The following is a 25,623-nucleotide window of genomic DNA, read 5'->3' on the forward strand; positions in this document are numbered from 1 at the left end:
CAGACTTGGATTCTTATTACGACGAAATCGTCAACCAGAAAGTCTTGAAAGACTGGTGTTCCATTTATGACAGCAAGTACTCGCCAAGTAACTATGGTGAGGTCAAGATTGAAACCCAGTGGGAGAATTGGTGACGAGGGTCAGTAGATATTTTGGAAAATATCCTATGAATTGAAGAGGAAACCCCACCTAGAACGAACTAGGTGGGATTCTTTGCCTATAAAATGAGAAATTAGCGAATCTTGCTCTATTTTTTAACGTGTTCCGATAAAAAGGCATAGGTCATGGTTCCAAAGATGGCACCAATTCCCAAACTCAAGATTAGTAAAGGGAGCGTTTTATCGAAATGGAAGAGATTGTCCCAAAAGGTATTGAGGGGAAGACGCTGAACAAAGAGTTTGTGAAAGGCTGATAAGACAAACAAGCCAATTGGAATACTGATGAATACACCCCAACTACGAAGGTTGATTTGACTTTTGCTGTAGCTTTTGTGATGGATTTCGGACGGGTCATCCTTGTCCAAATGTAAGTTGCGAACTGCTAGTCTCGCCCTAGATGCGAGGACGAAGATAAGTCCAAAATAGAGGTAGGGCATGGCATCTCGAACCAACTCTATGAAGCGTCCAAATAGGAGATAGAACAAGAAGAGTAGGAGAGAGGAGTATACGATTTGGATCAAGGCACGGGCACAAGCCTTGTAAATCATCTCTTGGCGGCATTCATCAAAGGGGCCTTGTATGTGAAAGAATAGTTTGAGTAATCGAGTGGTGAGATCTTCTTTTTTCATGGGAGTAACCTCCTAAATGAGCGATTTTTGATTGATTTCTTTAAAGAGTTGATAGAGAGTATAGAAGTAAACCAAACTAAAAATGATACAGATTATTAGAAATACCAGGTATCTCCAATCCATAGGATTTGTTAAAAGTTGTGGAAAGGATACGAGGATAAAACAGAGAGATGCGTTTAGAAGACGTATTTTTTTTGATTGGATTTTCTGGGATCTCTGTCCCTTGTTCAATACAGGAAGGAATAAAAGAAAGAAAATCAAGAAAGGATGCTCAATATGTCCAGAAAGTAGGAAAAAGGTAACAAAGATACTGATAAAAACATGACTGATCAGTAGTCTAGCTAGTGCTTTCATAAGGTACCTCCTAGTCGTCTTCTTGGTCTTTCTTGGCCTTTTGAATGCGAAGAGAGACAATAATTTGTATGGCCACTCCGAAGAAGAGGGTAGCTAGGATAGTTGATACAAAATGCCCTGTATTTAAAAGAGAACCAAGATAATCCTTGCTATCATCGGTTAGGACATTCAGAAGCGGTATTCCAAAGAACATGCCCATGCCATAGATTAGACCGGCTTTTAGACCCGGAAAATGTAGTTGTTTACTTTCTTTTTGACTCAGCATTTCGGGATCAATAGCTGTGATGCCCGTTTTCTTGGTTTGAGAGACTACATAGAGGGCAGCCATCATCGAAATGCCAAACACCACAAGAGGATAACCGATAGCGACAATTTGCGGGTATTTATAAGCAAGGACAAAGGGGATGAGGTTGCCAAATATCATCAGATAAAAGAGAACAATAAAGACTTGATTCCCGATACGATCGGCCTCGCGCCGTTTGTGTTCGTCAAGGGGGCCAGAAATGCCGTATGTGCGTTTGATAAGTTTGTCAGTGAGAGTTTCTTTTTTCATTTGTTTGCTCCTTTTTTAAAAATCGTCTTCCCAAAAGAGGCTATTGAGGTCAGTTTGGAGGCTGCGGGCGAGATTGAGACAGAGTTCCAGGGTTGGATTGTACTTGTCATTTTCAATCATGTTGATAGTCTGTCTCGAGACACCGATATCTTTGGCGAGTTCGAGCTGGGAAATGCCCAGTTCCTTGCGGAATTCTTTCACACGATTCATAGGATCTCCTTTCTGATGTGTCGTATATATTTGACTATATTATATTCTTTCGGGGATGAGATGTCAAGTATACATGACATATTTTTGAGAATTTTTTTCGAAGAAACTTAGCCTTGTCTGACAAGTGCAAGCTGGTCAGATTTGTGGTAAAATAGATAAGATATGACAAAAGAATTTCATCATGTAACGGTCTTGCTTCATGAAACGATTGATATGCTTGACGTAAAACCTGACGGTATCTACGTTGATGCGACTTTGGGCGGAGCAGGCCATAGCGAATATTTATTAAGTAAATTGAGCGAAAAAGGGCATCTCTATGCCTTTGACCAGGACCAGAATGCTATTGACAATGCGCAAAAACGGTTGGCGCCCTATATCGAAAAGGGGATGGTAACCTTTATCAAGGACAACTTCCGTCATTTGCAGGCACGTTTGCAGGAGGCTGGTGTCCAGGAAATTGATGGAATTTGTTATGACTTGGGAGTGTCCAGTCCTCAGCTAGATCAGCGTGAACGTGGCTTTTCTTATAAAAAGGATGCGCCACTGGATATGCGGATGAATCAGGAAGCTAGTCTGACGGCCTATGAGGTGGTCAATCATTATGACTATCATGACCTGGTTCGGATCTTTTTCAAGTATGGTGAGGATAAATTTTCTAAACAGATTGCCCGTAAGATTGAGCAAGCGCGTGAGGTGAAACCCATTGAGACGACGACGGAGTTGGCAGAGATTATCAAGTCGGCCAAGCCTGCCAAGGAGCTCAAGAAAAAGGGACACCCTGCCAAGCAGATTTTTCAGGCTATCCGAATCGAAGTCAATGATGAGCTGGGCGCTGCAGATGAATCTATCCAGCAGGCCATGGACATGCTGGCTCTGGATGGTAGAATTTCGGTCATTACCTTCCATTCGCTGGAAGATCGCTTGACCAAGCAATTATTCAAGGAAGCTTCAACAGTGGAAGTTCCCAAAGGCTTGCCCTTCATTCCAGATGACCTTAAGCCCAAGATGGAATTGGTATCCCGTAAGCCAATCTTGCCAAGTGCTGAAGAGCTAGAAGCCAACAATCGTTCGCATTCAGCCAAGTTGCGCGTGGCTAGAAAAATTCACAAGTAAGAGGAAAAACATGGCAGAAAGAATCGAAAAAACAAGCCAGTTATTGCAAACGAAGTTTAAAGGTTTTTCACGTGTGGAAAAGGCCTTCTATGTTTCGATTGCTGCAACAATGATTATTCTGGCAGTCAGCGTTGTGTTTATGCAGACCAAGCTACTACAAGTTCAGAATGAATTGACCAAGGTCAATGCTCAAATCGAAGAAAAGAAAACCGAGCTAGACGATGCCAAGCAAGAGGTCAATGAATTGATTCGTTCAGAACGTTTGAAAGAGATTGCAAACTCCAAGGATTTGCAGCTGAATAACGAAAATATCCGAGCAGCGGAGTAAGAAATGAAACAGTGGAAAGAAAAAATCATCCGTTATGCCGTTCGTAACCGTAAATCTCCAGAAGAAAATCGTCGAAGAGTAGGGAAAAGCCTGAGTTTATTGGCTGTCATACTCTTCGCTGTCTTTTTGGTGAACTTTGCGGTTATTATCGGAACGGGTAAAAAATTTGGTAAGGATTTGGTTCAAGAGGCCAAAAAGGTTCACCAAACAACCAAGACGATTCCAGCCAAGCGGGGGACCATCTACGATCGTAATGGAACGCCTATTGCTGAGGATGCGACTTCTTATAATATCTATGCTGTTATTGACAAGACCTACAAGTCAGCAACAGGCAAAATTCTCTATGTAGAAGATTCTCAATTTAATAAGGTAGCTGAAATTTTCCATAAATACCTCGATATGGAGGAGTCTTATGTCAAGGAACAACTTTCTCAGCCAGATCTAAAACAGGTGTCTTTTGGTACCAAGGGAAATGGGATCACCTATGCCAATATGATGGCTATTAAAAATGACCTTAAAACAGCTGGCGTTGAGGGAGTTGACTTTACAACTAGCCCTAACCGTAGTTATCCCAATGGACAGTTTGCTTCTTCCTTTATCGGTTTAGCGCAACTCCATGAAAATGAGGATGGGACCAAACGTTTGATTGGGACATCTGGATTGGAGAGTTCTTTAAATAACATTCTGGCGGGTACAGATGGGATCATCACCTATGAGAAAGATCGTCTGGGAAATATTGTTCCGGGTACAGATCAAGCTTCTCAACAAACAGTAGATGGAAAGGATGTGTACACAACCCTTTCTAGTCCCTTGCAATCCTTTATGGAAACCCAGATGGATGCCTTCCAGGAAAAAGTAAAAGGCAAGTATATGACGGCTACCTTGGTTAGCGCTAAAACAGGGGAAATCCTGGCTACGACCCAACGGCCGACCTTTAATGCAGATACCAAGGATGGCATCACAAAAGACTTTGTCTGGCGTGATATCCTCTATCAAAGTAACTACGAACCAGGATCAGCCATGAAGGTCATGACGTTAGCTTCTTCTATTGACAACAATACCTTCCCAGGTGGAGAATACTTCAATAGCAGTGAATTAAAAATAGCGGATGCGACGATTCGAGATTGGGATGTTAATGATGGTTTGACTACTGGTGGGATGATGACTTTCTCACAAGGTTTCGCTCACTCCAGTAATGTTGGAATGAGTCTACTTGAACAAAAAATGGGAGATGCGACTTGGCTCGATTATCTCAATCGCTTTAAGTTTGGGGTGCCGACGCGTTTTGGTCTGACTGATGAGTATTCAGGTCAATTGCCTGCAGATAATATTGTTAATATTGCCATGAGTGCATTTGGTCAGGGGATTTCTGTAACGCAGACCCAGATGCTACGTGCTTTTACAGCTATTGCCAACGATGGGGTTATGTTGGAACCAAAATTTATCAGTGCCCTCTATGATCCAAATGACCAGTCTGTTCGTAAGTCTCAAAAGGAAATCGTCGGAAATCCTGTGTCAAAAACAGCAGCGTCCTCTACTCGGGAGCACATGGTCATGGTCGGAACAGATCCTGTCTACGGTACCATGTACAACCACAGTACAGGAAAACCAAATGTCAATGTTCCAGGTCAGAATGTCGCTCTGAAATCAGGGACTGCTCAGATTGCCGATGAGAAGAATGGGGGCTACCTGACAGGTGAAACCAACTATATCTTCTCTGTTGTGTCGATGCATCCTGCAGAGAATCCTGACTTTATCCTCTATGTGACGGTGCAACAGCCTGAACATTATTCAGGTATCCAATTGGGAGAATTTGCCAACCCAATCTTGGAGCGGGCTTCAGCTATGAAAGAATCCCTCAATCTTCAGTCAACTGCCAAGAGCTTGGATCAGGTCAGCAAGACAACAAGCTATGCCATGCCAGCTACCAAGGACTTTACGCCGGGTGACCTAGCAGAGGAATTGCGTCGTAACCTTGTCCAACCAATCGTTATCGGAACAGGAACCAAGATCAAGGAACTCTCGGTTTCTGAAGGAGATAATTTGGAAGCCAATCAGCAGATCTTGATCCTGTCTGATAAGGTCGAAGAAATGCCTGATATGTACGGCTGGACAGATGAAAATGTGCAAACATTTGCCAAATGGCTGAATATAGAAGTCGAGTGGGAAGGTAGTGGCAAAACGGTCAAGAAACAAAGTGTCCGTGCCAATACAGCCCTCAAAGACATTAAAAAAATGAAAATAACTTTAGGAGATTAAGATGATTAGTTCCATTAGTGCTGGAGTTCTAGCCTTTCTATTGACCTTGATAGGTATTCCAGCCTTTATCCGATTTTATCGAAAAGCACAGATTACAGGTCAGCAGATGCACGAGGATGTCAAGCAACACCAAGCTAAAGCTGGGACTCCAACCATGGGAGGTCTTGTCTTTCTTATCGTTGCAGTTGTTGTGAGCTTTCTGGTTGCTCTCCTTACCCAACAATTGACCAACAATGTAGGCATGATTTTGTTTATCTTGGTTTTGTATGGTTTGGTAGGTTTTTTGGATGATTTCCTCAAGGTCTTTCGTAAGATTAACGAAGGCTTAAATCCCAAGCAAAAACTTGCTCTCCAGCTGCTTGGAGGAGTGATTTTCTACCTCTTTTATGAGCGTGGTGGCGACATGCTTTCGGTCTTTGGCTACCAAGTTCATCTGGGAATTTTCTATATTTTCTTTGCCCTTTTCTGGCTAGTTGGCTTTTCAAATGCGGTGAATCTGACGGACGGGATTGACGGCTTAGCAAGTATTTCCGTAGTGATTAGCTTATCGGCCTACGGTGTGATTGCTTATATGCAAAATCAACTGGATATCCTTCTTGTGATTCTTGCTATGATTGGTGGTTTGCTAGGTTTCTTCGTCTTTAACCACAAGCCTGCCAAGGTCTTTATGGGAGATGTGGGAAGTTTGGCTCTAGGTGGGATGCTGGCAGCAATCTCTATGGCCCTCCATCAAGAATGGACGCTTTTGCTGATTGGGATTATCTATGTTTTTGAGACAAGCTCTGTTATGATGCAGGTTACCTACTTCAAACTTAGTGGTGGAAAGCGTATTTTCCGTATGACACCTGTGCATCACCATTTCGAGCTTGGAGGATTCTCAGGCAAGGGCAATCCTTGGAGCGAGTGGAAGGTTGACTTCTTCTTTTGGGGAGTTGGGCTTCTAGCAAGTCTCTTGACCTTAACCTTTTTATACCTGCTGTAAACATAACTTTTGATGACAAAATAAAACAGGATGAAGGTGATCTTCATCCTGTTTTTGTGTGTTTAAAGGTTAGTTGGAGTCATCCTTTCTTCCTTTTAACATAAAAGTGGCTGTAAGGGCTAGGCTGAGTCCTGCTAAGAAGAGGAGTGGGTTGGACGCTTCTCCTGTTGCTGGAAGTTGTTCTTTAGGAGAATGATTTCCAGCTTTAGCAAGGCTAGGACTAGTTGAAGGTTGTTCAGCCTCGTGTGCCAAGGTTTCTGCATCTGAAGTACTTGGTTTTTCATCTGTACTAGGGGCTGTTCCAGCAGCTTGATAGACGACAGCATAGGTACTGAAATGACTAGTGATGAATTCTGCCTTTCCTTCTCGAACGTCGAAATCAAGGGCTTGCAACTCCTTGGTCGGAGTAATATAATAGACCTTTTCTACGCTAGCTGAAATAGGCAAGCGAACCAAGACAGAGCTTTTTGGCTGCAAACTATGATCTGTTGGATTTTTCAGTTGTAGGTCGTAAGCATCATAGGTCTTGCTAAAGAGTTCTTGAGCTAGGACACGTCGGCTAGAGATGTGAGAAATTCCTTCTAGGTCACTGACTCCACCAATAATTTCTACTCCAGTTTCCTTATCTTTTAAGACTCGAACTGGATAATCAGGAAGGCTAAGGGTTGGAGCAGCCTGATCCCCACTAGTTCCGATAGGCTCGGTGTACTCAGGTTTTTCAACAGTAGGAGCTTCCTCTTGCCCTGCCGTTCCGATCGGCTCAGTGTATTCAGGAATTGTCACTGTAGGTGGTTCCTCTTGCCCTGCCGTTCCGATAGGTTCGGTGTATTCAGGCTTTTCTACAGTAGGAGACTCTTCTTGCCCCGCCGTTCCGATAGGTTCGGTGTATTCAGGCTTTTCTACAGTGGGTGGCACTTCTTGCCCTGCAGTCCCGATAGGTTTAGTGTATTCCGGAATTTCAACAGTAGGAGCTGGTTCGTCTCCCTTACTTGTAGTTGGCTGGCTCTCGTCAACCTTCTTCTTATCTTTTTTAGTAAAGACAGCTACGACCGGGCTACTTGTGGTAGTTCCTTGAATGGCATAAGCTTCAATCGCTTTTCCAGTTTGTCGATCAGTAGCCTCAGGGATTGGCATTTGAACTTGATTGTCTTGGATTGATAGCACGGTCTGATCCCCACTTGTAACCAGATGCGTTTCGTCCACTTTGCGCAATACTAGAGGATCTTTGACACCTGGGAAAGTTACAGCGATGGCTTCCCAGTCTCCAGATGGTAGGGTTAAGGAAATTTCTTTGTCATTTTCCTTAAGAGGTGCGATACTTGGACTATCTATACCAATAGCAGGGGCTTTGATGATATCAAAGGAATCTAGAGAGATTTTCTTGCGACCTTCTGGCGAATCTGAGTCAACTTGTAATGTCAAGGTGTGCGGACCGTCAGTAAGGTTTGTAAATTCGCCAATAAAAGCTCTCTTTTCAGTTGCACCTGAAGTGTAGAAGTCTAGACTTGGCATTTCTTTGCCATCTAGTGTAACACGTGCTCGTCCAAGGGCAAGGCTCTTCAAGCCATAAATACGAATGCCCGTCCCTGTAAAGGAAATAGTTGCCTGAGCTTCTGAAGCCGCACTAGAGTCGCTGTTGTTAATATCAGCGTATTTTTCTGTACCACCGTAGAGTTCAGGGTCAGACCAGTCCTTAAACTGGGCACCATACTGGATGCGCGGGTCGCGATCATCCATCTTTTCAATCGTGTTGCCTGTTCCTGCTAGGACCTTGAAGTAGTCTAATGAAATTTTCGAGCGTTCACTTCCTCGTCCTTTGTGTTCACGTTTAACACTAAGAGTCAATGTGTGAGGTCCGTCTGACAATCCTGTAAAGCGACCGATGAGGCTGCCTTTTTCAGTTGCCCCAGCAGTATGGAAATCAAGTTCGCCAACTTCTTTGCCATCAATTTTAGCAGTAGCAAGACCTAGTTCGGACGATTTTAGTCCATAGATTTCGATGCCAACACCATTGAAAGGAATAGTAGCAGTCACGTCTTCGTCTGTGTAGTTTCCTTTTGAAAGATCAGCAAACTTCTCCGTTCCTCCAAATAATTCTGAGTCTGCCCAGTTTCCGAAGGCAGCTCCGTACTGGATGCGGCTATCTCGGTCGTCCATCAACTCGCTATAGGTTTCGACAGTGGCCTGTTCAGAGACTTGTGTAGAAACTTCGCCCAGCATAGCTTTGACCGTATAGGTATAGGAGAGTTGAGGATTGAGTGATCGGTCAATAAAGTGGGTTTGATTGGTTACAAATTCTCTGGTCGCAGAGGTTTGGTCAGACGCGTCTTTCACGAGTCTTTGGATGACATAGTGGGTAGCGCCTTCTACTTGGTTGAAGGTGAGTTCGGCAGTGACTCCATTTTGTCGAACTGCTGTCAGACTGGTTATGCGACCAGGGAAATGTTCAAAGGTAATGACATCACCTTTTTGTGTTGCCAGTTGGATGCGGTCATCTTTGAGGGTAGTTGCCTTGACTGCTTTGCCATTGACCTTAACCTGACTGGCTTCGATATTTGGATAATCTACAACCAGGTCTCCACCGACATTTGAAAGGAAGGACAAGCTTTGCAGGTTTTTATCTTTCCACTTCATGCTAACTTCAAAGTTTCCTCGAGCAACCAAGCCAGAAACCTGACCGTCCTTCCAAGCATCAGGAAGAGCTGGTAAGGGTGCAATATAGCCTGTATGAGATTGGAGGAGCATTTCTGCCATCCCACTGGTTGCTCCGAAGTTGCCATCGATTTGGAAAGGCGCGTGCGTATCCCAAAGGTTTTCTAGAGTTGAGTACTTGAGCTGTTCAGCGAGCAAGCGATGGGCGCGGTTACCGTCCAGCAGACGAGCCCAGAGATTGATTTTATTGGCCTTAGACCAACCAGTACCACCATCTCCACGGTGGTTCAAGGTAGCACGCGCAGCCTCTAAGTATTCAGCCTGGTCCTTGCTAAAGAGCGTACCTGGGAAGAGACCAACTAGATGGGAAACGTGGCGGTGGTGATTTTCAATCCCTTCATTGGTGAATTGAGGGCTGTCCTCCTCGTACCATTCCTTGATACGGCCCTCTTTGTTGATGTGAAGCGGTTTGAGTTTTTCAAATTTAGCTTTGACCTCTGTGACTAAGTCTTTGTCGACATTCAGATGTCTAGCGACTTCCATGTAGTCGTGGAATAGCTGCCAGACTAGCGATTGGTCAAAGGTATTTCCGATGGTAATGGTCCCGTGTTCTGGTGAGTAGGATGGAGAAGACACCCAACGGTCACTGGCCTGGTCATAGTGCAAGAAGGAATTCCAGAACTTAGCTGTTTCCTTCAACATAGGATAAATCTTTTCTTTGAGATAAGTCTCATCCTTGGTGAACTTGTAGTAATCATAGACGTTTTGCATCATCCAAGCGTTAGCAGCTGGAGACCAACCCCAATAGTAATTCCAGCCTGGAGTAGTCCAGCCAAATGGTGTTGCCTGGGTGTGGACCAGCCAACCATTTTCTTGTCCATCTTTGGATTCGATACCAGCGTATTCCTTGGCGGCGATACGACCATAGTAGCGCATGTCGTCAATGTAATTGATCATGGGCTTGGCTGTCTCAGCAAGGTTGCTCATATAGGCTGGCCAATAGTTCATTTGCAAATTGACATTGAGGTGGTAGTCAGCGTTCCAAGGTGGATTGTCTACAGCATTCCAGACTCCTTGTAGGTTGGCAGGAAGGGCATCTGTCCGATCACGAGACGAACTGATGAGTAGATATCGGCCATATTGGAAGAAGAGTTCTTCCAATTTTTGCCCTTTTTCTGGGTTATAGCCTTGAAGGGCCTCTTTCGTCGTTTGAGCAGTCTTGCTTCCACCTAGGTTTAGTTTAACGCGGTTAAAGAGACTTTGATAGTCCTTGATATGGGCCTTTTTCAGTGTCTCGTAGTCTTTGGCCTTAGCTGCTTCGACAATCCCTTTAACTGTTTTTTCGAGGTCAATGTCTTTTCGATAGTTGGTTTTTGGATTCTGAGCAAAGTTAGTCTTGGCACTGAGATAGAGGGTTGCATAACTTGCGCCTGAAACGGTCAAAGTTTCGTCCTGAACAGTCACCTTTCCGTCCGTTTTAATTCCTAGATAGGATGCAAACTTGAGGCCGTTATCTTTGACAGTTCCTTTTAGAAGGATTCCGTTTGCATCTGTAGTGACATGACCGTTCTTATAGTTGGAATATTCCCAAGAGTAGTTGCCATTAGCAAGCAAGTCTTCTGTCAAGCTGTTCCAAAGGGTAAAGTCAAGTGTCTTGTTTCCTTTTTTGGTCAGGTGGGTCACAGTGACATCATCAGGATAGCTGGAGAAGGTTTCGCGTTTGAAGGTCGTCCCATCTTGGGTGTAAGAAGTGGTCGTAGTGGCTTCAGTGATATCCAAACCGCGATGATAATCAGTTACAGTATCTAACCCTTTTTTCTGGTTATTGAAGACCATGAAGATATCACCAAAGGCTAGGTAACGTCCATACTGGGCGTTGTTTGGTCCAACTAGATTTTGTTCAGCGAGCTGTTTTGCTTTTTGGCGGTCGCCAGCTTCGAGGGCTTTACGTATCTCTGCTAAGACCTTGTAGCGATCCTTGTAGTTTCCTCCGTTATAGTCGGTGCTATCGGGTTGTGGTCCTCCTGACCAGAGGGTCTTTTCGTTGTACTGGATTCTCTCTTCCCCAATGAGTCCGAAAACCTTGGCTCCCATCTCTCCATTTCCGACAGGGAGGGCTTGCTTTTCCCATCCGTCATAGGAGGGAGCTGTTGGCTGATTGTAGTTGAGTTGATAGTTTTCTTGTTTTGTCACAGGCTGGTCTGCTTTTTCAGGTTCCTTATTTTCTTTAGCTTCTACAATGGCTTCTTCACTAGCTTGACTATTTGTCTTCTGATTCTCCTCAGCTGGCCTGCTTTCGGAAACTACTGGACTCTCGGCTAGAGACGGTTTTGTAGTTTCAGTCGCTTCAGCTGCTTTGGGTTCACTATCAGGCTTAGTGATAGCTTCGACAGAGGTTGATTCAGTTTGCTTGACCTCAACACTGTCTGCAGCTACAGTATGGTTGACTAGAAAAACAGCCCCTAGTAAAACAGAAGCAGTCCCAACCGTCAGCTTTCGGATGCTATAGCGACAGGATTTCTCCCAAAAGTGTTTTTTCATAAAACCCTCCTTTGTTTATTCGAAACCGCTTACATTTTATGAAGCAGTTTCGTTTATTTTGTTTCTATTTATCTCCTCACCTCCCATTCTAATGGTCGCTTAGCATTTGTCAAGAGCTTTTTAGCAAGATACATATTTGCTGTTGTTTTTTCTTAAAATAGTAGAGAAAAGAGAGGAAAGGGTGGAATTATTCGTAATTTCATAGTTCAATCTGATTTTAAGACTAGCTTAGAATTGGCTTAACCCCTTCTTGAAAACGTAAAACAAACTAGTCAGGAAAGTCACTTTATGGTATAATATAGAAGACTCAAAAAGAAACAGGAGAAAAAGAATGGATTTACTTTTAGCAATTATCTTGATTGTGCTAGCTTTTCTAGGGGGAGCTCTTGGAGGTATGTACTTGGTTCGTAAGCAAATCGAAAAAGAATTTGCGGACAACCCACGTTTGAACGCTGAGGCAGTTCGTGCTCTCTTGAGCGCAAATGGTCAAAAGCCAAGCGAAGCCAAGGTACAACAAGTTTACCACCAAATCATCCGCCAACAAAAAGCAGCCCTTGCTAACAATAAAAAGAAATAAATAGGAAAAGTCTGGGATGAAAGTTCCAGACTTCTCACTATGTTCAATAGAATGCAAGGATAAGACTTTTTCCTTGCATTCTATTGATATTTGATTATGATTAAGAGAGAGGCAGTTGACATTCTATCAAGCTGTCGGTTAGTTCGTTCAGGACAAGAAATCATAATGAACTATCAATCAGAAAAAAGACTAGAAAGAAGACTGTATGGATAATCGACCAATTGGTTTTTTGGATTCAGGTGTCGGGGGTTTGACTGTTGTTCGTGAGCTCATGCGCCAGCTTCCCCATGAAGAAATCGTCTATATTGGAGATTCGGCACGGGCGCCCTATGGTCCCCGTCCTGCTGAGCAAATTCGTGAATATACTTGGCAGTTGGTCAACTTTCTCTTGACCAAGGATGTCAAGATGATTGTCATTGCTTGTAATACTGCGACTGCGGTCGTCTGGGAAGAAATCAAGGCGAAACTAGACATTCCCGTTCTAGGTGTGATTTTGCCAGGAGCTTCGGCAGCTATTAAGTCCAGTCAAGGCGGGAAAATTGGAGTAATTGGAACGCCCATGACGGTCCAATCAGACATCTATCGTCAGAAAATCCATGATCTGGATCCGAACTTACAGGTGGAAAGTTTGGCCTGTCCCAAGTTTGCCCCCTTGGTGGAGTCTGGTGCCCTGTCAACCAGTGTTACCAAGAAAGTGGTTTATGAAACCCTGCGTCCCTTGGTCGGCAAGGTGGATAGCTTGATTTTGGGTTGTACCCATTATCCGCTCCTTCGCCCCATCATCCAAAATGTCATGGGACCTAAGGTTCAGCTCATCGATAGTGGGGCAGAGTGTGTACGGGATATCTCGGTTTTACTGAACTATTTTGAAATCAATCGTAGCCGAGATGCAGGACCACTTCAACATCGTTTTTACACAACAGCCAGTAGCCAAAGTTTTGCCCAGATTGGGGAAGAATGGCTGGAAAAAGAGATTCATGTGGAGCATGTAACATTATGACAAACAAAATTTATGAATACAAGGATGACCAGGACTGGTATGTCGGTGTCTGGGATGTCTATGGAGGTATATACAGCCTCATCAAAGATCCGCTCGAGCTTGATTTTATGGATTTGGCGCGGATTTTTCGTGATGAAGAAAAGGGCTTTCCGATTACGATAACGGTGATGCGCTGGTCTTCTAACTTCCGTCTGCTCTCCTTTATCGTTGAGATGTTAAATGCAGAAGCAGGCCGCAATCTAGAAGTCATCCAACGTCAGGGTGCCTTGCTCTTAGTTGAAAATGGACAACTCTTGCATGTGGAATTGCCTAAAGAAGGAGTCGATGTGGAAGCCTTCTTTGAAACTAGCAAAGTCAGAGAAACCTTGTTGATAGCGACTCGTAACGAAGGCAAGACCAAGGAATTCCGAGCTATCTTTGACAAGCTAGGCTATGATGTGGAAAATCTCAATGATTACCCTGACCTACCTGAAGTAGCTGAAACAGGCATGACCTTTGAAGAAAATGCCCGCCTCAAGGCAGAAACCATTTCCAAATTAACAGGTAAGATGGTGCTAGCAGATGACTCAGGTCTCAAAGTTGATGTCCTCGGCGGTTTGCCAGGTGTCTGGTCAGCGCGATTTGCAGGTGTGGGAGCGACTGATCGTGAAAACAACGCCAAACTCTTGCACGAATTGGCCATGGTCTTTGACCTCAAGGACCGCTCAGCCCAGTTCCATACGACCCTAGTTGTAGCTAGTCCAAACAAGGAAAGTTTGGTTGTCGAAGCTGACTGGCCGGGTTACATTAACTTTGAACCCAAGGGCGAAAATGGTTTTGGTTATGATCCCCTCTTCCTTGTAGGAGAGACAGGTAAATCCTCAGCAGAGCTAACACTTGAAGAAAAAAATAGCCAATCCCACCGTGCCTTAGCCGTTAAGAAACTTTTGGAGGTATTTCCATCATGGCAAAGCAAACCATCATTGTAATGAGTGATTCCCATGGCGATAGCTTGATTGTCGAAGAAATTCGTGACCGCTATCTAGGGAAAGTCGATGCCATTTTTCACGATGGTGACTCTGAACTCCGTCCCGATTCTCCGCTTTGGGAAGGCATCCATGTCGTCAAAGGCAACATGGACTTTTATGCTGGTTATCCAGAACGTTTGGTGACTCAACTTGGTCCAACCAAGATCATCCAGACGCATGGACACTTGTTTGATATCAATTTCAACTTTCAAAAGTTGGACTACTGGGCTCAGGAAGAAGAAGCAGATATCTGTCTCTATGGTCACTTGCATGTGCCAAGTGCTTGGATGGAAGGAAAGACCCTCTTTCTCAATCCAGGCTCCATCAGCCAACCACGAGGAACTATTAGAGAATGCCTCTATGCCCGTGTGGAGATTGATGACAGCTATTTTAAAGTAGACTTTTTGACACGTGATCATGAGGTTTATCCAGGTCTGTCCAAGGAGTTTGCTCGATGATTGCCAAGGAATTTGAAGCATTTTTACTGGAGCAGGAAGAGACTTTTCTTACCCCTGCTGAGAATCTAGCAGCCTTGATTGATACCCATAACGCTGACCATGCAATTTTGGTGCTGAGCCAAATCACCTATACCCGTATCCCAGTTGTGACCTTTGACAAACGCTTTGTTGGAACCATTGGTCTGAGAGACATTTTGGCTTATCAAATGGAGCAAGGTTTGACGGATGAGCAGATGGCAACGACAGACATCGTCAATATGACAAAGACAGATGTGGCAGTTGTCGCTCCAGACTATAACATCACAGAGGTCCTCCATAAACTGGTGGATGAACCCTTCTTGCCAGTGGTAGATGATGAAGGGATTTTTCAAGGAATCATCACGCGCAAGTCCATCCTCAAGGCAGTGAATGCCCTCTTGCATGACTTTAGTAAGGAATATGAGATTCGATGCAAATGAGAGATAGGATTTCAGACTTTTTAGAGGAAAAACAGGGCTTGTCTGCCAATTCCAAGCAGTCCTATAAGTATGATCTGGAGCAATTTTTAGACATTGTGGGTGAGCGGATTTTTGAGACCAGTCTTAAGATTTACCAAGGCCAGCTAGCCAATCTAAAAATTAGCGCCCAGAAGCGAAAACTTTCGGCCTGTAACCAATTTCTCTACTTTCTCTATCGAAAAGGAGAAGTGGACAGTTTTTACCGTCTGGAATTAGCCAAGCAAGCTGAAAAGAAGACTGAAAAACCAGAGATTCTAGACCTAGACTCTTTTTGGCAGGAAAGTAATTATCCAGAAGGACGCTTGCTGGCGCTTCTTATCTTGGAAATAGGGCTCTTGCCAAGTGAGATTTTAGCCCTTAAGGTTGCAGATATCAATCTGGATTTTCAGGTGTTGCGAATTAACAAGGCTTCCCAACAGAGGATTGTCACCATACCCACGACCTTGATTCCAGAGCTGGAACCCTTGATGGGGCAGACCTATCTCTTTGAAAGGGGAGGGAAAGCCTATTCTCGTCAGTGGGCCTTTCGTCAGCTGGAGTCCTTTGTCAAGGAGAAAGGTTTCCCAACCTTATCCGCTCAAGCCTTGCGGGAACAGTTCATTCTAAGACAAATAGAAAACAAGGTCGATTTGTACGAAATTGCAAAAAGATTAGGATTAAAAACAGTCCTGACCTTAGAAAAATATAGATAATGGATATTAAATTAAAAGATTTTGAAGGGCCCCTGGACCTGCTCTTGCACTTGGTTTCTAAGTACCAGATGGATATCTACGATGTGCCCATCACAGAAGTCATTGAACAGTATCTAGCCTATGTCTCAACCTTGCAGGCCATGCGGCTGGAAGTGACGGGCGAGTATATGGTCATGGCCAGTCAGCTGATGCTGATCAAGAGTCGCAAGCTCTTGCCAAAGGTAGCTGAAGTGACAGACTTAGAGGATGACCTAGAGCAGGATCTTCTCTCTCAAATCGAAGAATACCGCAAGTTCAAGCTCTTGGGTGAGCACTTGGAGGCTAAGCACCAAGATCGGGCCCAGTACTATTCCAAAGCGCCAACAGAGTTGATTTACGAAGATGCAGAGCTTGTACATGACAAGACGATCATTGACCTCTTTTTGGCTTTTTCAAATATCCTAGCCAAGAAAAAAGAGGAGTTCGCTCAGAACCACACGACCATCCTGCGCGATGAGTATAAGATTGAGGACATGATGGTCATCGTAAAAGAGTCCTTGACTGGACTAGACCAGTTGCGCTTGCAGGATTTGTTCAAGGAAGCCCAGAATGTCCAAGAGGTTATCACCCTCTTTTTGGCAACTCTAGAGTTAATCAAAACTCAGGAACTGATCCTCGTGCAAGAGGAGAGTTTCGGAGATATCTATCTTATGGAAAAGAAGGAAGAAAATCAAGAGGCACGAAGCTAGACTTGATAGAGAGGAAAGATGAGTACTTTAGCAGAAATAGAAGCGCTCTTGTTTGTGGCAGGTGAAGATGGGATTCGGGTTCGTCAGTTGGCTGAACTCCTCTCACTTCCACCGACAGGCATCCAACAGAGTTTAGAAAAATTAGCCCAGAAGTATGAAAAAGATCAAGATTCGAGCTTGTCCCTGATTGAGACAGGTGGTGCATACAGATTGGTCACTAAGCCTCAATTTGCAGAGATTTTGAAGGAATACTCCAAGGCGCCCATCAACCAAAGTTTGTCTCGGGCTGCTCTTGAGACCTTGTCCATCATTGCCTACAAGCAACCTATCACGCGGATAGAAATTGATGCTATCCGTGGGGTCAACTCGAGTGGAGCCTTGGCAAAGTTGCAGGCTTTTGACTTGATACGAGAAGATGGGAAAAAAGAAGTTCTTGGGCGACCAAACCTCTATGTGACTACGGATTATTTCCTAGATTACATGGGGATTAACCATTTGGAAGAATTACCAGTGATTGATGAGCTTGAGATTCAAGCCCAAGAAAGCCAATTATTTGGTGAAAGGATAGAAGAAGATGAGAATCAATAAATATATTGCCCACGCAGGTGTGGCCAGTAGGAGAAAAGCAGAAGAACTAATCAAGCAAGGCTTGGTGACGGTTAACGGCCAAGTGGTGCGTGAACTCGCAACGACCATCAAGTCTGGAGATAAGGTCGAAGTGGAAGGTCAGCCCATCTACAACGAAGAAAAGGTCTACTATCTGCTTAATAAACCACGTGGAGTGATTTCCAGTGTGACAGATGACAAGGGCCGCAAGACTGTTGTGGACCTCTTGCCCAATGTTAAAGAACGCATTTACCCTGTGGGACGTTTGGACTGGGATACATCAGGTGTCTTGATTTTGACCAATGATGGGGACTTTACGGATGAGATGATTCACCCCCGTAATGAGATTGACAAAGTCTATGTCGCTCGTGTTAAAGGTGTGGCTAATAAGGATAATCTCCGCCCCTTGACCCGTGGGCTTGAGATTGATGGTAAGAAAATCAAGCCAGCTGTATATGAGATTCTCAAAGTGGATCCAGTCAAAAATCGCTCAGTAGTGCAGTTGACTATCCATGAAGGGCGTAATCATCAGGTTAAAAAGATGTTTGAAGCCGTCGGTCTTCAAGTGGATAAGTTGTCTCGGACACATTTTGGACACTTAGACTTGACTGGTCTTCGTCCGGGAGAATCCCGTCGCCTTAATAAAAAAGAAATCAGCCAACTACACACCATGGCTGTAACCAAGAAATAATGAAACGAATCTTAATAGCGCCAGTACGCTTTTACCAACGTTTTATCTCACCAGCCTTTCCACCCTCTTGTCGCTTTGAGCCGACTTGTTCCAACTACATGATTCAGGCTATTGAAAAACATGGCTTCAAGGGTGTTTTGATGGGCTTGGCTCGAATTTTGCGTTGTCATCCCTGGTCGAAAATAGGCAAGGATCCTGTGCCAGACCACTTTTCACTCAAACGAAATCGAGAAGAAAAATAACCCCAACATCACCTGATGTTGGGGTTTCTTGCTTACCTCAAAGCTTTTTGAGCGTCTTCAATCATAAGTTTAGTTGATTCAAGACCGCCTCCGCTTAGATACCAGAGGTCTGGTGTTAGTTGGATAATTTTACCATTTTTAGCGGCAGGAGTTTCAGCGATGAGGGCATTTTCTAGGACGCCGTCGTTGCTTGAGTTGTCCCCACCGATGGCAAGGGTACGGTTGATGACAAAGAGGATGTCGGGATTGATTTCTTTCACACTTTCAAAGCTGACTTCCTGTCCGTGGCGTGAGTCTTCAAATTTGGTGTCAGTTGGCTTGAATTTTAAGGTTTGGTACAAGAAAGAGAAACGAGATTGGGCACCAAAGGCAGCCATTTTTCCTTCGTTAAGGAGGATGGCAAGGGCTTTTTTGTCAGAACTTTCATTTTTAGTAGCAACTTCTTGGATGCTCTTGTCTAGGTTGGCCAATTCTTCTTTGGCTTTCTGTGTACCTGTTTCGCCGAAGGCGCTTGCTAAGGATTCGATATTAGACTTGGTAGAAGTCCAGTAGTCGTCCTTACTTGCTTGGAAGAGAACGGTTGGCGCGATTTCTTTGAACTTGTCTACGAATTTTTGGGTACGTGGTGAAGCGATAATTAGGTCTGGTTCAAGAGCAGCAATGGCTTCTAGGTCTGGCTCAACCATGGAACCCACATTGTTGACATTTCCCGCAAGATCTTTTAGGTAAGTCGGAACAGTTTTTGTAGGCATTCCGACGATATTCTTTTCAAAACCTAAAGCGCGAATAGTATCCGCAGCACCGAGGTCAAAGGTCACAATCTTTTCAGGAACCTTTGAAAGTTTGACCTCATCTAGTGAACTTTTAATGGTTACCTCTGTTGGAGCAGAGCTACTTGTCTCTGTCTGGCTAGTGCTTGAGTTTGTATTTGTACTACATGCACCAAGTAAGAGCAAGAAGCTAGCCACTAGGGCAGTAAGATAAAGTTTAAGGGATGTTTTCATGATTTCTCCTTTTTAAAATGTGATAACGATCTAGGGAGTCTCTTAGATAGGCTTGTTAGCTAAGAGACAGTGGGTTCTCTAACATGAGTTCAGAATAGCTAGCTATAGATACAGATCTTTTTGCCATTGATATCAGCCAGCGTGATGGGAATCTCATAAAGTTGACTGAGCAGGTCAGCCTGCATGATTTGAGCAGTCGTTCCCTTGCAAAAGACTTGGCCGTCTTTAAAGGCAACAATTTCATCCGCATACTGGCTGGCCATGTTGATATCGTGGAGGACGATGATAATGGTCTTACCGAGTTCTTCCACCAGTCGTCGAAGAATCTGCATCATGCTGACACTTTGCTTGATATCGAGATTGTTGAGCGGTTCGTCTAGCAAGATAAAGTCTGTATCCTGAGCTAGTACCATAGCGATAAAGACACGTTGCAACTGTCCACCAGACAGGCTATCGATATAGCGGTCTTTTAAGTTGGTCAGTTCCAGATAGTCCAGAGTTTCTCGGATTTTTCCCAGTCTTCTGCCTTCAGTCGACCATGGCTGTAGGGAAAACGTCCAAAGCTGACCAGTTCTTCAACGGTCAATTTGGCTTGGTAATTGATCTTCTGCTTTAGGATAGTCAGTTCTTTAGCTAGTTCTTGCGAATTCCAACTCTCGATTTCACGGCCTTTGATACTGAGAATTCCCTGATCCTTCTTGGTCAGTCTGCTCATAATGGAGAGGAGAGTTGATTTTCCGGCACCATTTGGCCCAATGAAAGCTGTCAGTTTCTGAGGACTGACTTCAAGGGAAATGTCTTGCAAAATATCCTGTTTTTGAATGGATTTGTCAATGTTTTCCAGTTTCACCGACGCGCCCTCCTGTAAAGTAAGATAAAGAATAAGAAGCCACCCACACTCTCGATGATCATACTGATGCGAATTTCTAGTGCAAAGACTCGTTCGATGAGGGCTTGCCCTAAGGTCAAACTAATAAATCCAATCAGAATGGCTACGATAAAGAGCAACTTGTGCCGATAATCTTTGACGATTAGGTAGGTGAGGTTGGCCAGCATAAAGCCGAAGAATGCCATAGGCCCTACCAAGGCAGTGGCTGTTGAGGTCAAAAGCACGATACCCCAGAGGAGTTCTCTCTGTTCTTTTTCAATATCGAGTCCCAATATCTGAGCTGTTTCTCTTTGCAGGTGCAAGACATCCAGAATGACTACTTTTCGGAAGAAAAAGATTGTCAAGGCGAGGATGATCAAAGAACCGACGGCTAGGATGGAAGTGTTGAGATGCTGAAAGGAAGCAAAGAGACTGTTTTGTAGTTTATCGTATTCATTTGGATCCATCAGGACCTGAAGGAAGGTACTGATATTTCGAAAGAGACTTCCGAGGGCTAGGCAGATTAGCAAGATGAAGACCAGATCTTGCTTCATCAGCGTCTTCAAGTAGCCTTGTAAGGCGAGAAAGAAGAGAGATTGAAGCAGAAGCAAGACTAGAAAATCTAAGACAGGCGACTTCCCAAGCTGTAGAAATTTGCTTTCAAATATCAGTAGCAGGGTTTGTAGCAAGACATAGAAGGATTCGATTCCCAAAATACTTGGCGTCAGGAAGCGATTTTCCATCAGGGTTTGAAAACTAATGGTCGAAATCCCTGTCGCGATGGCTACCAAGAGATAAACGATGATTTTTTGGGAACGCAGCTTCCAGGCAAAGGCAGACAGCTGGGTGATGGGCCAAAAGTAGAGGAGACAAGCTCCGATGGCCAGAATAATGAGAAGGCAAAAGAGCTTGGTATGTTTGCTTTTAAACTGCATCTTTTTGTCCCCCTCTCCATAGAAGTAGGATAAAGACGAGGCTACCGATGATTCCTAGCAAGAGACTGACAGACAGCTCATAGGGCCGAATCAAGACACGAGAGAGGATGTCGCAGGCTAGGACCAGATTGGCACCGACCAGTGCGACGACGAGTTTGGTTTGACTCAGATTATCTCCATAGCGCTTGCGGACAAGATTGGGAACGATGACCCCGAGAAATGGCAAGGCACCCACGGTAATCATGGTGACACTTGTCGTTAGCGCCACTAGAAAGAGGGCCAGCTTTTCAAGTAGGGAGTAAGAAATGCCCAAACTCTCACTGGCTTCCTTGCCTAGATTCATGATGGTGAAGGTTTGGGATAATTTCCAAACGGCTATCAGGATGATGAGGCCTAAGAAAAGCCACTCATACTGATGGGTCTGAATCATGGAGAAGGAGCCCTGGGTCCAGGCCGTCATACTCTGAACCAGATTGAAACGATAGGCGATAACTTCTGTGATAGACCCAATAATCCCACTATAGATGATCCCGATCAGAGGCAACATCCACCTTTCCTTTATAGAAAAAATAGTCATAAAGGCCAGGAAGAAGAGGGTAAATAAAATGGATGATCCAAAAGCAAAGAGCATCTTTTGGGTCAGACTCGCAGACGGAAAGACAAAGAGGCTTAACACCATTCCCAGTTTAGCGGCTTCGGTTGTTCCGACTGTACTCGGAGCAGCAAACTGATTTTGGGTGATGGTCTGCATGAGTAGTCCCGCCATACTCATACTAGACGCTGCAAGGAGAATACTGATGGTTCTTGGAAGACGCGACTCTTGAAAGAGAAGCCAAGTCTGTTGGTCAAAAGCAAAGAATTTTTCCCAAGAAAAATCACTGGTTCCAATGGTAATGGAGAGAAAGACTAGGAGTAGAAGTAAGCCTGTTAAAATATGAGAGAGTTTCATGCCCCGTCCTTTCCTGTAGATTTGGTATAAAAATACCCTTGGAGATAATGTAGCATGATTTCTTTAATCTGTCAATAAATATTCTGACAATTTAATGTAAAAATAAGGAAAACTTCCTGAAATAAGTGCTAGTTCCCTCTTTTATAGGGTAAACTTGTAAAACCCAATCCACCTTCCCACTATCCTTCTCCTATAAAAAGTGGTAAAATGGAGGACAGAAAGAAGGAACTGATATGACAACATTATTTTCAAAAATCAAAGAAGTAACAGAACTTGCTGCGATCTCAGGTCATGAAGCACCGGTCCGTGCCTATCTCCGTGAAAAGTTGACACCGCATGTGGATGAAGTTGTGACAGATGGCTTGGGCGGTATTTTCGGGATTAAACATTCAGAAGCTACCGATGCGCCCCGTGTTTTAGTCGCTTCTCATATGGACGAAGTTGGCTTTATGGTCAGCGAGATTAAGCCAGATGGAACCTTCCGTGTCGTTGAAATCGGTGGCTGGAACCCCATGGTGGTTAGTAGCCAACGCTTTAAACTCTTTACTCGTGACGGTCGTGAAATTCCCGTGATTTCAGGCTCTGTTCCACCACATTTGACACGTGGAAAGGGCGGACCAACCATGCCAGCTATTTCAGATATTATCTTTGATGGTGGTTTTGCGGATAAGGCTGAAGCAGAAAGCTTTGGCATCCGTCCTGGTGATACTATCGTACCAGATAGTTCAGCAATCTTGACAGCCAATGAAAAAAATATCATCTCAAAAGCTTGGGATAACCGCTATGGGGTCCTTATGGTTAGTGAGCTAGCAGAAGCTCTTTCAGGTCAAAAACTCGGAAATGAACTCTATCTTGGTGCTAATGTCCAAGAAGAAGTGGGTCTCCGTGGCGCACACACTTCAACAACTAAGTTTGACCCAGAAGTCTTTCTTGCAGTTGACTGTTCACCTGCTGGTGATGTTTATGGCGGCCAAGGCAAGGTTGGGGACGGTACCTTGATTCGTTTTTACGATCCAGGTCATTTGCTCCTCCCAGGTATGAAGGATTTCCTTTTGACAACGGCTGAAGAAGCTGGTATCAAGTACCAATACTACTGTGGTAAAGGCGGAACGGATGCAGGTGCAGCTCATCTGAAAAATGGTGGTGTTCCATCAACAACTATCGGTGTTTGCGCTCGTTATATCCATTCTCACCAGACCCTCTACGCTATGGATGACTTTTTAGAAGCTCAAGCTTTCTTGCAAGCTTTAGTGAAAAAATTGGATCGTTCAACAGTTGATTTGATTAAAAATTATTAAAGAATAAGAGAGGTGAGCGAAATGACAGAACCAAACCTAGAAAGCCTTATAAAAGATCTCTATAATCATGCCCGTCAGGGCTTGAGTGAAGATTTAGTCGCCGCTCTCCTAGAGACTGCTAAAAAACTACCTACTACAAATGAGCAATTACTAGCAGTCCGTCTCTCAGGCCTGGTCAATCTTGAACTGTTCAGAAATCCCAAACACCCAGCACCTGAATTGATTAACTTAGCTCGCTTTATCAAAAGAGAAGAAGCCAAGTACAGAGGAACCGCAGTTTCTGCTATTATGTTTGGGGAACTCTTTAAAATGCTTTGATTCCATTGTGAATCAAAGCATTTTTTATACGTCAGAAAAGCCATTCTTGATTAAGAGACGAAAAAACCACCTAGGTCAAGGTGGCTTCTTGTTTATTAAATTTGTTCAGCAATGACCTTTTCAGCTAGGTTCATGGCGTGGTCAGATACGCGAGTGTAGTGGGAAATGATGTCGATAAAGTTGACCCCTGCTTGTGTTGAACACTCGCCCTTGTTAAGGCGCTTGATATGGGTCTTTCTGAGAATGCGTTCCATATTGTTAATCTCTTTATGGCGTTCAATCAGGCTTTGAGCTTTTTCAATATCATTGTTCTCAACACTATCAAGGGCATCCTTGATAAACTCAGTAGTTTTTCGATAGATATCAGCTAATTCCTCTAGAGCAGCTTCAGAAAAATGAACATCTTTGCGTTGGAGATAGTCTGTTAGGTTGATTAACCCTTCTGCGTGGTCTCCAATCCGTTCCAAATCACGAGATGAATCAAGGATGTTAGTCAACACTTCGCTTTCCTTTTGGCTCAAGGATTCGCTTGAAAGTCTGATGAGGTAACGAGTGAGTTTTTCATCAATGGTGTTGATGGCTTCCTCTGTCTTGTGCCCTTTTTCAGCTACCTTTTCATCCAAACCGATGATATAGTTATAAGAAAGGTCAAAAGCTTTTGCTGCATAGTTCCCCAAGTGCAAAAGTTCTTTTTTGGCATTTCCTAGAGCGATAGAAGGAGATTGTTGGATAAGTTGTTCGTCGAGATAAAGGGGCTCGTACTTGACAACCTCGTCTTCACCAGGGATGAGCTTGGTTACAAAGTAGGCCAAGGCTCCGATGAATGGAAATTGTACAATGGTGTTACTTACGTTAAAGGCACCGTGAGAGAAGGCGATGGTCATCTCAGGTGAGAGGTGAAGGAGTGCCTGGAAGTACTCGATCATAGCAGTAAAGGGGCCTAATAAGATTAAGCAAAGAATAGTCCCTAAAACGTTAAAGGTAACGTGGGTTGCTGCAACGCGTTTCGCAGAGACATTGGCTCCAGCTGCCGCAATGATAACGGTTAGGGTTGTCCCTATATTATCCCCGAAGAGAACTGGTAGCGAACCTTTAAGGTCAAGGAACCCACCTGCATAGAGGCCTTGCAAAATCCCGATCGTTGCAGAAGATGCCTGGATGAGGACGGTAATCACCGCACCAGCTACCACTCCTAAAATAGGATTTTGTCCCAAGGTTACCATATATTCCTTGAATTGTGGTAAATCTTTAAGCGGGCTCATACCGGCACTGATGAGGTTGAGGGCGTAGAAGATTCCCCCGACACCAAACAGGATGCGCCCGATATTGTTTGCTGTTCTATTTTTTGTAAAGAAGAGAAACATGGTTCCAAGGAAAATCAAGGGTAAAGCATACTCGCCCAGCTTGAAACCGATGATAAAGGAAGTAACAGTAGTTCCAATATTGGCTCCCATGATAATTCCGATAGCCTGTCTAAGAGTTAGAAGACTAGCGCTGACCAGCCCAACCGTGATAACTGTCACCCCTGTACTTGACTGAATGAGAGCAGTTACGACGATCCCGACTAGAACACCTAAAAAGGGATTGCTGGTGTACTTGTCAATGTAAAAACGAAGGCGATCTCCAGCAGCTTGTTGTAAACCGTCTCCCATGGTCTTAATACTGTATAAAAACAGTCCTAGACCTCCTAAAAAGTGAAATAAAATTTCCTGCCAATTAATGGACATTTCTTTTTCCTCCGAAAAATAATAACGGAATTTCTCCTATTCTATTTTAAAGGATAATAGGAAATCCCACAAGTGTTTTTCTGTTATTTTAGTAAGAAATCGCTAACTTTTTTAAATTTCTTCCTTAAATAGAGTTCTTACCTCAAGTATAAATGTCTGCAAGGATTATATCCAAATTAAACTGTTTCTTATCCTAGTTATAGTTTATTTGTCAAATAGATTGACATCGCTTTCATATAGGATAAAA

General features: G+C 44.0%; 25 protein-coding genes and 2 pseudogenes. 17 read left to right on the forward strand and 10 right to left on the reverse strand.

Annotated features, from left to right (window positions below):
- Positions 1 to 2: 2 nt before the first annotated feature.
- Positions 3 to 134, forward strand: a pseudogene (locus B7705_RS09755) (TipC family immunity protein); the annotation flags it as partial.
- A 113-nt stretch (positions 135 to 247) separates the two neighbouring features.
- On the opposite strand, the gene B7705_RS06240 reads toward B7705_RS09755, so the two are convergent.
- The 4 genes from B7705_RS06240 to B7705_RS06255 are packed head-to-tail and all read right to left on the reverse strand — an operon-like array spanning position 248 to position 1,904.
- Positions 248 to 787: a DUF3278 domain-containing protein gene (locus tag B7705_RS06240; RefSeq protein WP_049500394.1), complete on the reverse strand. Its 540-nt coding sequence runs from the start codon at positions 785 to 787 to the stop codon at positions 248 to 250.
- 12 nt (positions 788 to 799) lie between these two features.
- Complete coding sequence (locus tag B7705_RS09985) at positions 800 to 1,141, reverse strand: hypothetical protein (protein WP_084948487.1); 342 nt, start codon at positions 1,139 to 1,141, stop codon at positions 800 to 802.
- A 10-nt stretch (positions 1,142 to 1,151) separates the two neighbouring features.
- Positions 1,152 to 1,694: a DUF3278 domain-containing protein gene (locus B7705_RS06250; protein ID WP_070800507.1), complete on the reverse strand. Its 543-nt coding sequence runs from the start codon at positions 1,692 to 1,694 to the stop codon at positions 1,152 to 1,154.
- 15 nt (positions 1,695 to 1,709) lie between these two features.
- Entirely contained in the window at positions 1,710 to 1,904 is a 195-nt protein-coding gene (locus B7705_RS06255; RefSeq protein ID WP_001082470.1) for a helix-turn-helix transcriptional regulator, read from the reverse strand.
- Positions 1,905 to 2,066: 162 nt separating this feature from the next.
- Here B7705_RS06255 and rsmH point away from each other — a divergent pair, with 162 nt between their 5' ends.
- From rsmH to mraY, 4 genes are read left to right on the forward strand one after another with little or no spacing between them, the layout of a single operon-like run.
- A complete protein-coding gene (rsmH, locus tag B7705_RS06260) occupies positions 2,067 to 3,017 on the forward strand; it encodes a 16S rRNA (cytosine(1402)-N(4))-methyltransferase RsmH (protein WP_000159388.1) in 951 nt (316 codons plus the stop codon).
- 10 nt (positions 3,018 to 3,027) lie between these two features.
- Positions 3,028 to 3,345: a cell division protein FtsL gene (gene ftsL / locus B7705_RS06265; protein WP_049500388.1), complete on the forward strand. Its 318-nt coding sequence runs from the start codon at positions 3,028 to 3,030 to the stop codon at positions 3,343 to 3,345.
- Between the two features lie 3 nt (positions 3,346 to 3,348).
- Positions 3,349 to 5,604, forward strand: a complete 2,256-nt coding sequence (gene pbp2x / locus B7705_RS06270) for a penicillin-binding protein PBP2X (RefSeq protein ID WP_084948488.1) — start codon at positions 3,349 to 3,351, stop codon at positions 5,602 to 5,604.
- Between the two features lies 1 nt (position 5,605).
- Positions 5,606 to 6,586 (forward strand): phospho-N-acetylmuramoyl-pentapeptide-transferase, encoded by a 981-nt coding sequence (gene mraY, locus B7705_RS06275; protein WP_061587539.1) that lies wholly within the window; start codon positions 5,606 to 5,608, stop codon positions 6,584 to 6,586.
- Between the two features lie 69 nt (positions 6,587 to 6,655).
- Here the strand turns inward: mraY and B7705_RS06280 are convergent, their stop codons facing one another.
- Positions 6,656 to 11,779 (reverse strand): SIALI-17 repeat-containing surface protein, encoded by a 5,124-nt coding sequence (locus B7705_RS06280; RefSeq protein ID WP_084948490.1) that lies wholly within the window; start codon positions 11,777 to 11,779, stop codon positions 6,656 to 6,658.
- A 331-nt stretch (positions 11,780 to 12,110) separates the two neighbouring features.
- Between B7705_RS06280 and B7705_RS06285 the strand changes: the two genes are divergently transcribed.
- The 10 genes from B7705_RS06285 to yidD all read left to right on the forward strand — a co-directional run bounded on the left by B7705_RS06285 (position 12,111) and on the right by yidD (position 18,277).
- A complete protein-coding gene (locus tag B7705_RS06285; protein ID WP_000364980.1) occupies positions 12,111 to 12,356 on the forward strand; it encodes a YneF family protein in 246 nt (81 codons plus the stop codon).
- Between the two features lie 205 nt (positions 12,357 to 12,561).
- Positions 12,562 to 13,356: a glutamate racemase gene (gene racE, locus B7705_RS06290; protein WP_084917252.1), complete on the forward strand. Its 795-nt coding sequence runs from the start codon at positions 12,562 to 12,564 to the stop codon at positions 13,354 to 13,356.
- A complete protein-coding gene (locus B7705_RS06295; RefSeq protein WP_084917253.1) occupies positions 13,353 to 14,324 on the forward strand; it encodes a nucleoside-triphosphate diphosphatase in 972 nt (323 codons plus the stop codon). The genes racE and B7705_RS06295 overlap by 4 nt, the downstream gene beginning before the upstream one ends.
- Complete coding sequence (locus B7705_RS06300) at positions 14,300 to 14,821, forward strand: metallophosphoesterase (RefSeq protein ID WP_084948491.1); 522 nt, start codon at positions 14,300 to 14,302, stop codon at positions 14,819 to 14,821. Before B7705_RS06295 ends, B7705_RS06300 begins: the two co-directional genes overlap by 25 nt.
- Positions 14,818 to 15,279, forward strand: coding sequence for a cyclic-di-AMP-binding protein CbpB (gene cbpB, locus B7705_RS06305; RefSeq protein ID WP_000560696.1), 462 nt, complete (start codon positions 14,818 to 14,820; stop codon positions 15,277 to 15,279). The genes B7705_RS06300 and cbpB overlap by 4 nt, the downstream gene beginning before the upstream one ends.
- The gene (gene xerD / locus B7705_RS06310) at positions 15,276 to 16,010 is read left to right on the forward strand and encodes a site-specific tyrosine recombinase XerD (protein WP_345789020.1); all 735 of its coding nucleotides are present in this window, start codon (positions 15,276 to 15,278) and stop codon (positions 16,008 to 16,010) included. The genes cbpB and xerD overlap by 4 nt, the downstream gene beginning before the upstream one ends.
- Positions 16,010 to 16,738, forward strand: coding sequence for a segregation/condensation protein A (locus B7705_RS06315; RefSeq protein WP_084948494.1), 729 nt, complete (start codon positions 16,010 to 16,012; stop codon positions 16,736 to 16,738). The genes xerD and B7705_RS06315 overlap by 1 nt, the downstream gene beginning before the upstream one ends.
- A gap of 18 nt (positions 16,739 to 16,756) precedes the next feature.
- Entirely contained in the window at positions 16,757 to 17,326 is a 570-nt protein-coding gene (gene scpB / locus B7705_RS06320; RefSeq protein ID WP_084948496.1) for an SMC-Scp complex subunit ScpB, read from the forward strand.
- On the forward strand, positions 17,313 to 18,035 hold the full coding sequence (locus tag B7705_RS06325; RefSeq protein WP_084948497.1) for a pseudouridine synthase: 723 nt from the start codon (positions 17,313 to 17,315) through the stop codon (positions 18,033 to 18,035). The genes scpB and B7705_RS06325 overlap by 14 nt, the downstream gene beginning before the upstream one ends.
- Positions 18,035 to 18,277, forward strand: coding sequence for a membrane protein insertion efficiency factor YidD (gene yidD / locus B7705_RS06330; RefSeq protein WP_045593460.1), 243 nt, complete (start codon positions 18,035 to 18,037; stop codon positions 18,275 to 18,277). Before B7705_RS06325 ends, yidD begins: the two co-directional genes overlap by 1 nt.
- 32 nt (positions 18,278 to 18,309) lie before the next feature.
- Here the strand turns inward: yidD and B7705_RS06335 are convergent, their stop codons facing one another.
- From B7705_RS06335 to B7705_RS06350, 4 genes and pseudogenes are all read right to left on the reverse strand, one after another.
- Positions 18,310 to 19,281, reverse strand: coding sequence for a siderophore ABC transporter substrate-binding protein (locus tag B7705_RS06335; protein WP_084948499.1), 972 nt, complete (start codon positions 19,279 to 19,281; stop codon positions 18,310 to 18,312).
- 98 nt (positions 19,282 to 19,379) lie between these two features.
- Positions 19,380 to 20,131, reverse strand: a pseudogene (locus tag B7705_RS06340) (iron ABC transporter ATP-binding protein).
- A complete protein-coding gene (locus B7705_RS06345; RefSeq protein ID WP_001159843.1) occupies positions 20,128 to 21,084 on the reverse strand; it encodes an iron chelate uptake ABC transporter family permease subunit in 957 nt (318 codons plus the stop codon). The pseudogene B7705_RS06340 and the gene B7705_RS06345 overlap by 4 nt, the downstream one beginning before the upstream one ends.
- On the reverse strand, positions 21,074 to 22,033 hold the full coding sequence (locus tag B7705_RS06350; protein ID WP_084948501.1) for an ABC transporter permease: 960 nt from the start codon (positions 22,031 to 22,033) through the stop codon (positions 21,074 to 21,076). Before B7705_RS06350 ends, B7705_RS06345 begins: the two co-directional genes overlap by 11 nt.
- Positions 22,034 to 22,266: 233 nt before the next feature.
- Here B7705_RS06350 and pepA point away from each other — a divergent pair, with 233 nt between their 5' ends.
- Together pepA and B7705_RS06360 are read left to right on the forward strand one after the other, a co-directional pair.
- On the forward strand, positions 22,267 to 23,331 hold the full coding sequence (gene pepA, locus B7705_RS06355) for a glutamyl aminopeptidase (RefSeq protein WP_061454563.1): 1,065 nt from the start codon (positions 22,267 to 22,269) through the stop codon (positions 23,329 to 23,331).
- A gap of 21 nt (positions 23,332 to 23,352) precedes the next feature.
- Complete coding sequence (locus B7705_RS06360; RefSeq protein WP_084948502.1) at positions 23,353 to 23,649, forward strand: bacteriocin immunity protein; 297 nt, start codon at positions 23,353 to 23,355, stop codon at positions 23,647 to 23,649.
- A gap of 95 nt (positions 23,650 to 23,744) precedes the next feature.
- On the opposite strand, the gene B7705_RS06365 is transcribed toward B7705_RS06360, so the two are convergent.
- Positions 23,745 to 25,376, reverse strand: a complete 1,632-nt coding sequence (locus B7705_RS06365; protein ID WP_084948504.1) for a Na/Pi cotransporter family protein — start codon at positions 25,374 to 25,376, stop codon at positions 23,745 to 23,747.
- Positions 25,377 to 25,623: the final 247 nt, after the last annotated feature.

It is taken from the genome of Streptococcus oralis subsp. dentisani (assembly GCF_002096685.1).
In the GTDB taxonomy this organism is placed as follows: domain Bacteria; phylum Bacillota; class Bacilli; order Lactobacillales; family Streptococcaceae; genus Streptococcus; species Streptococcus oralis_AD.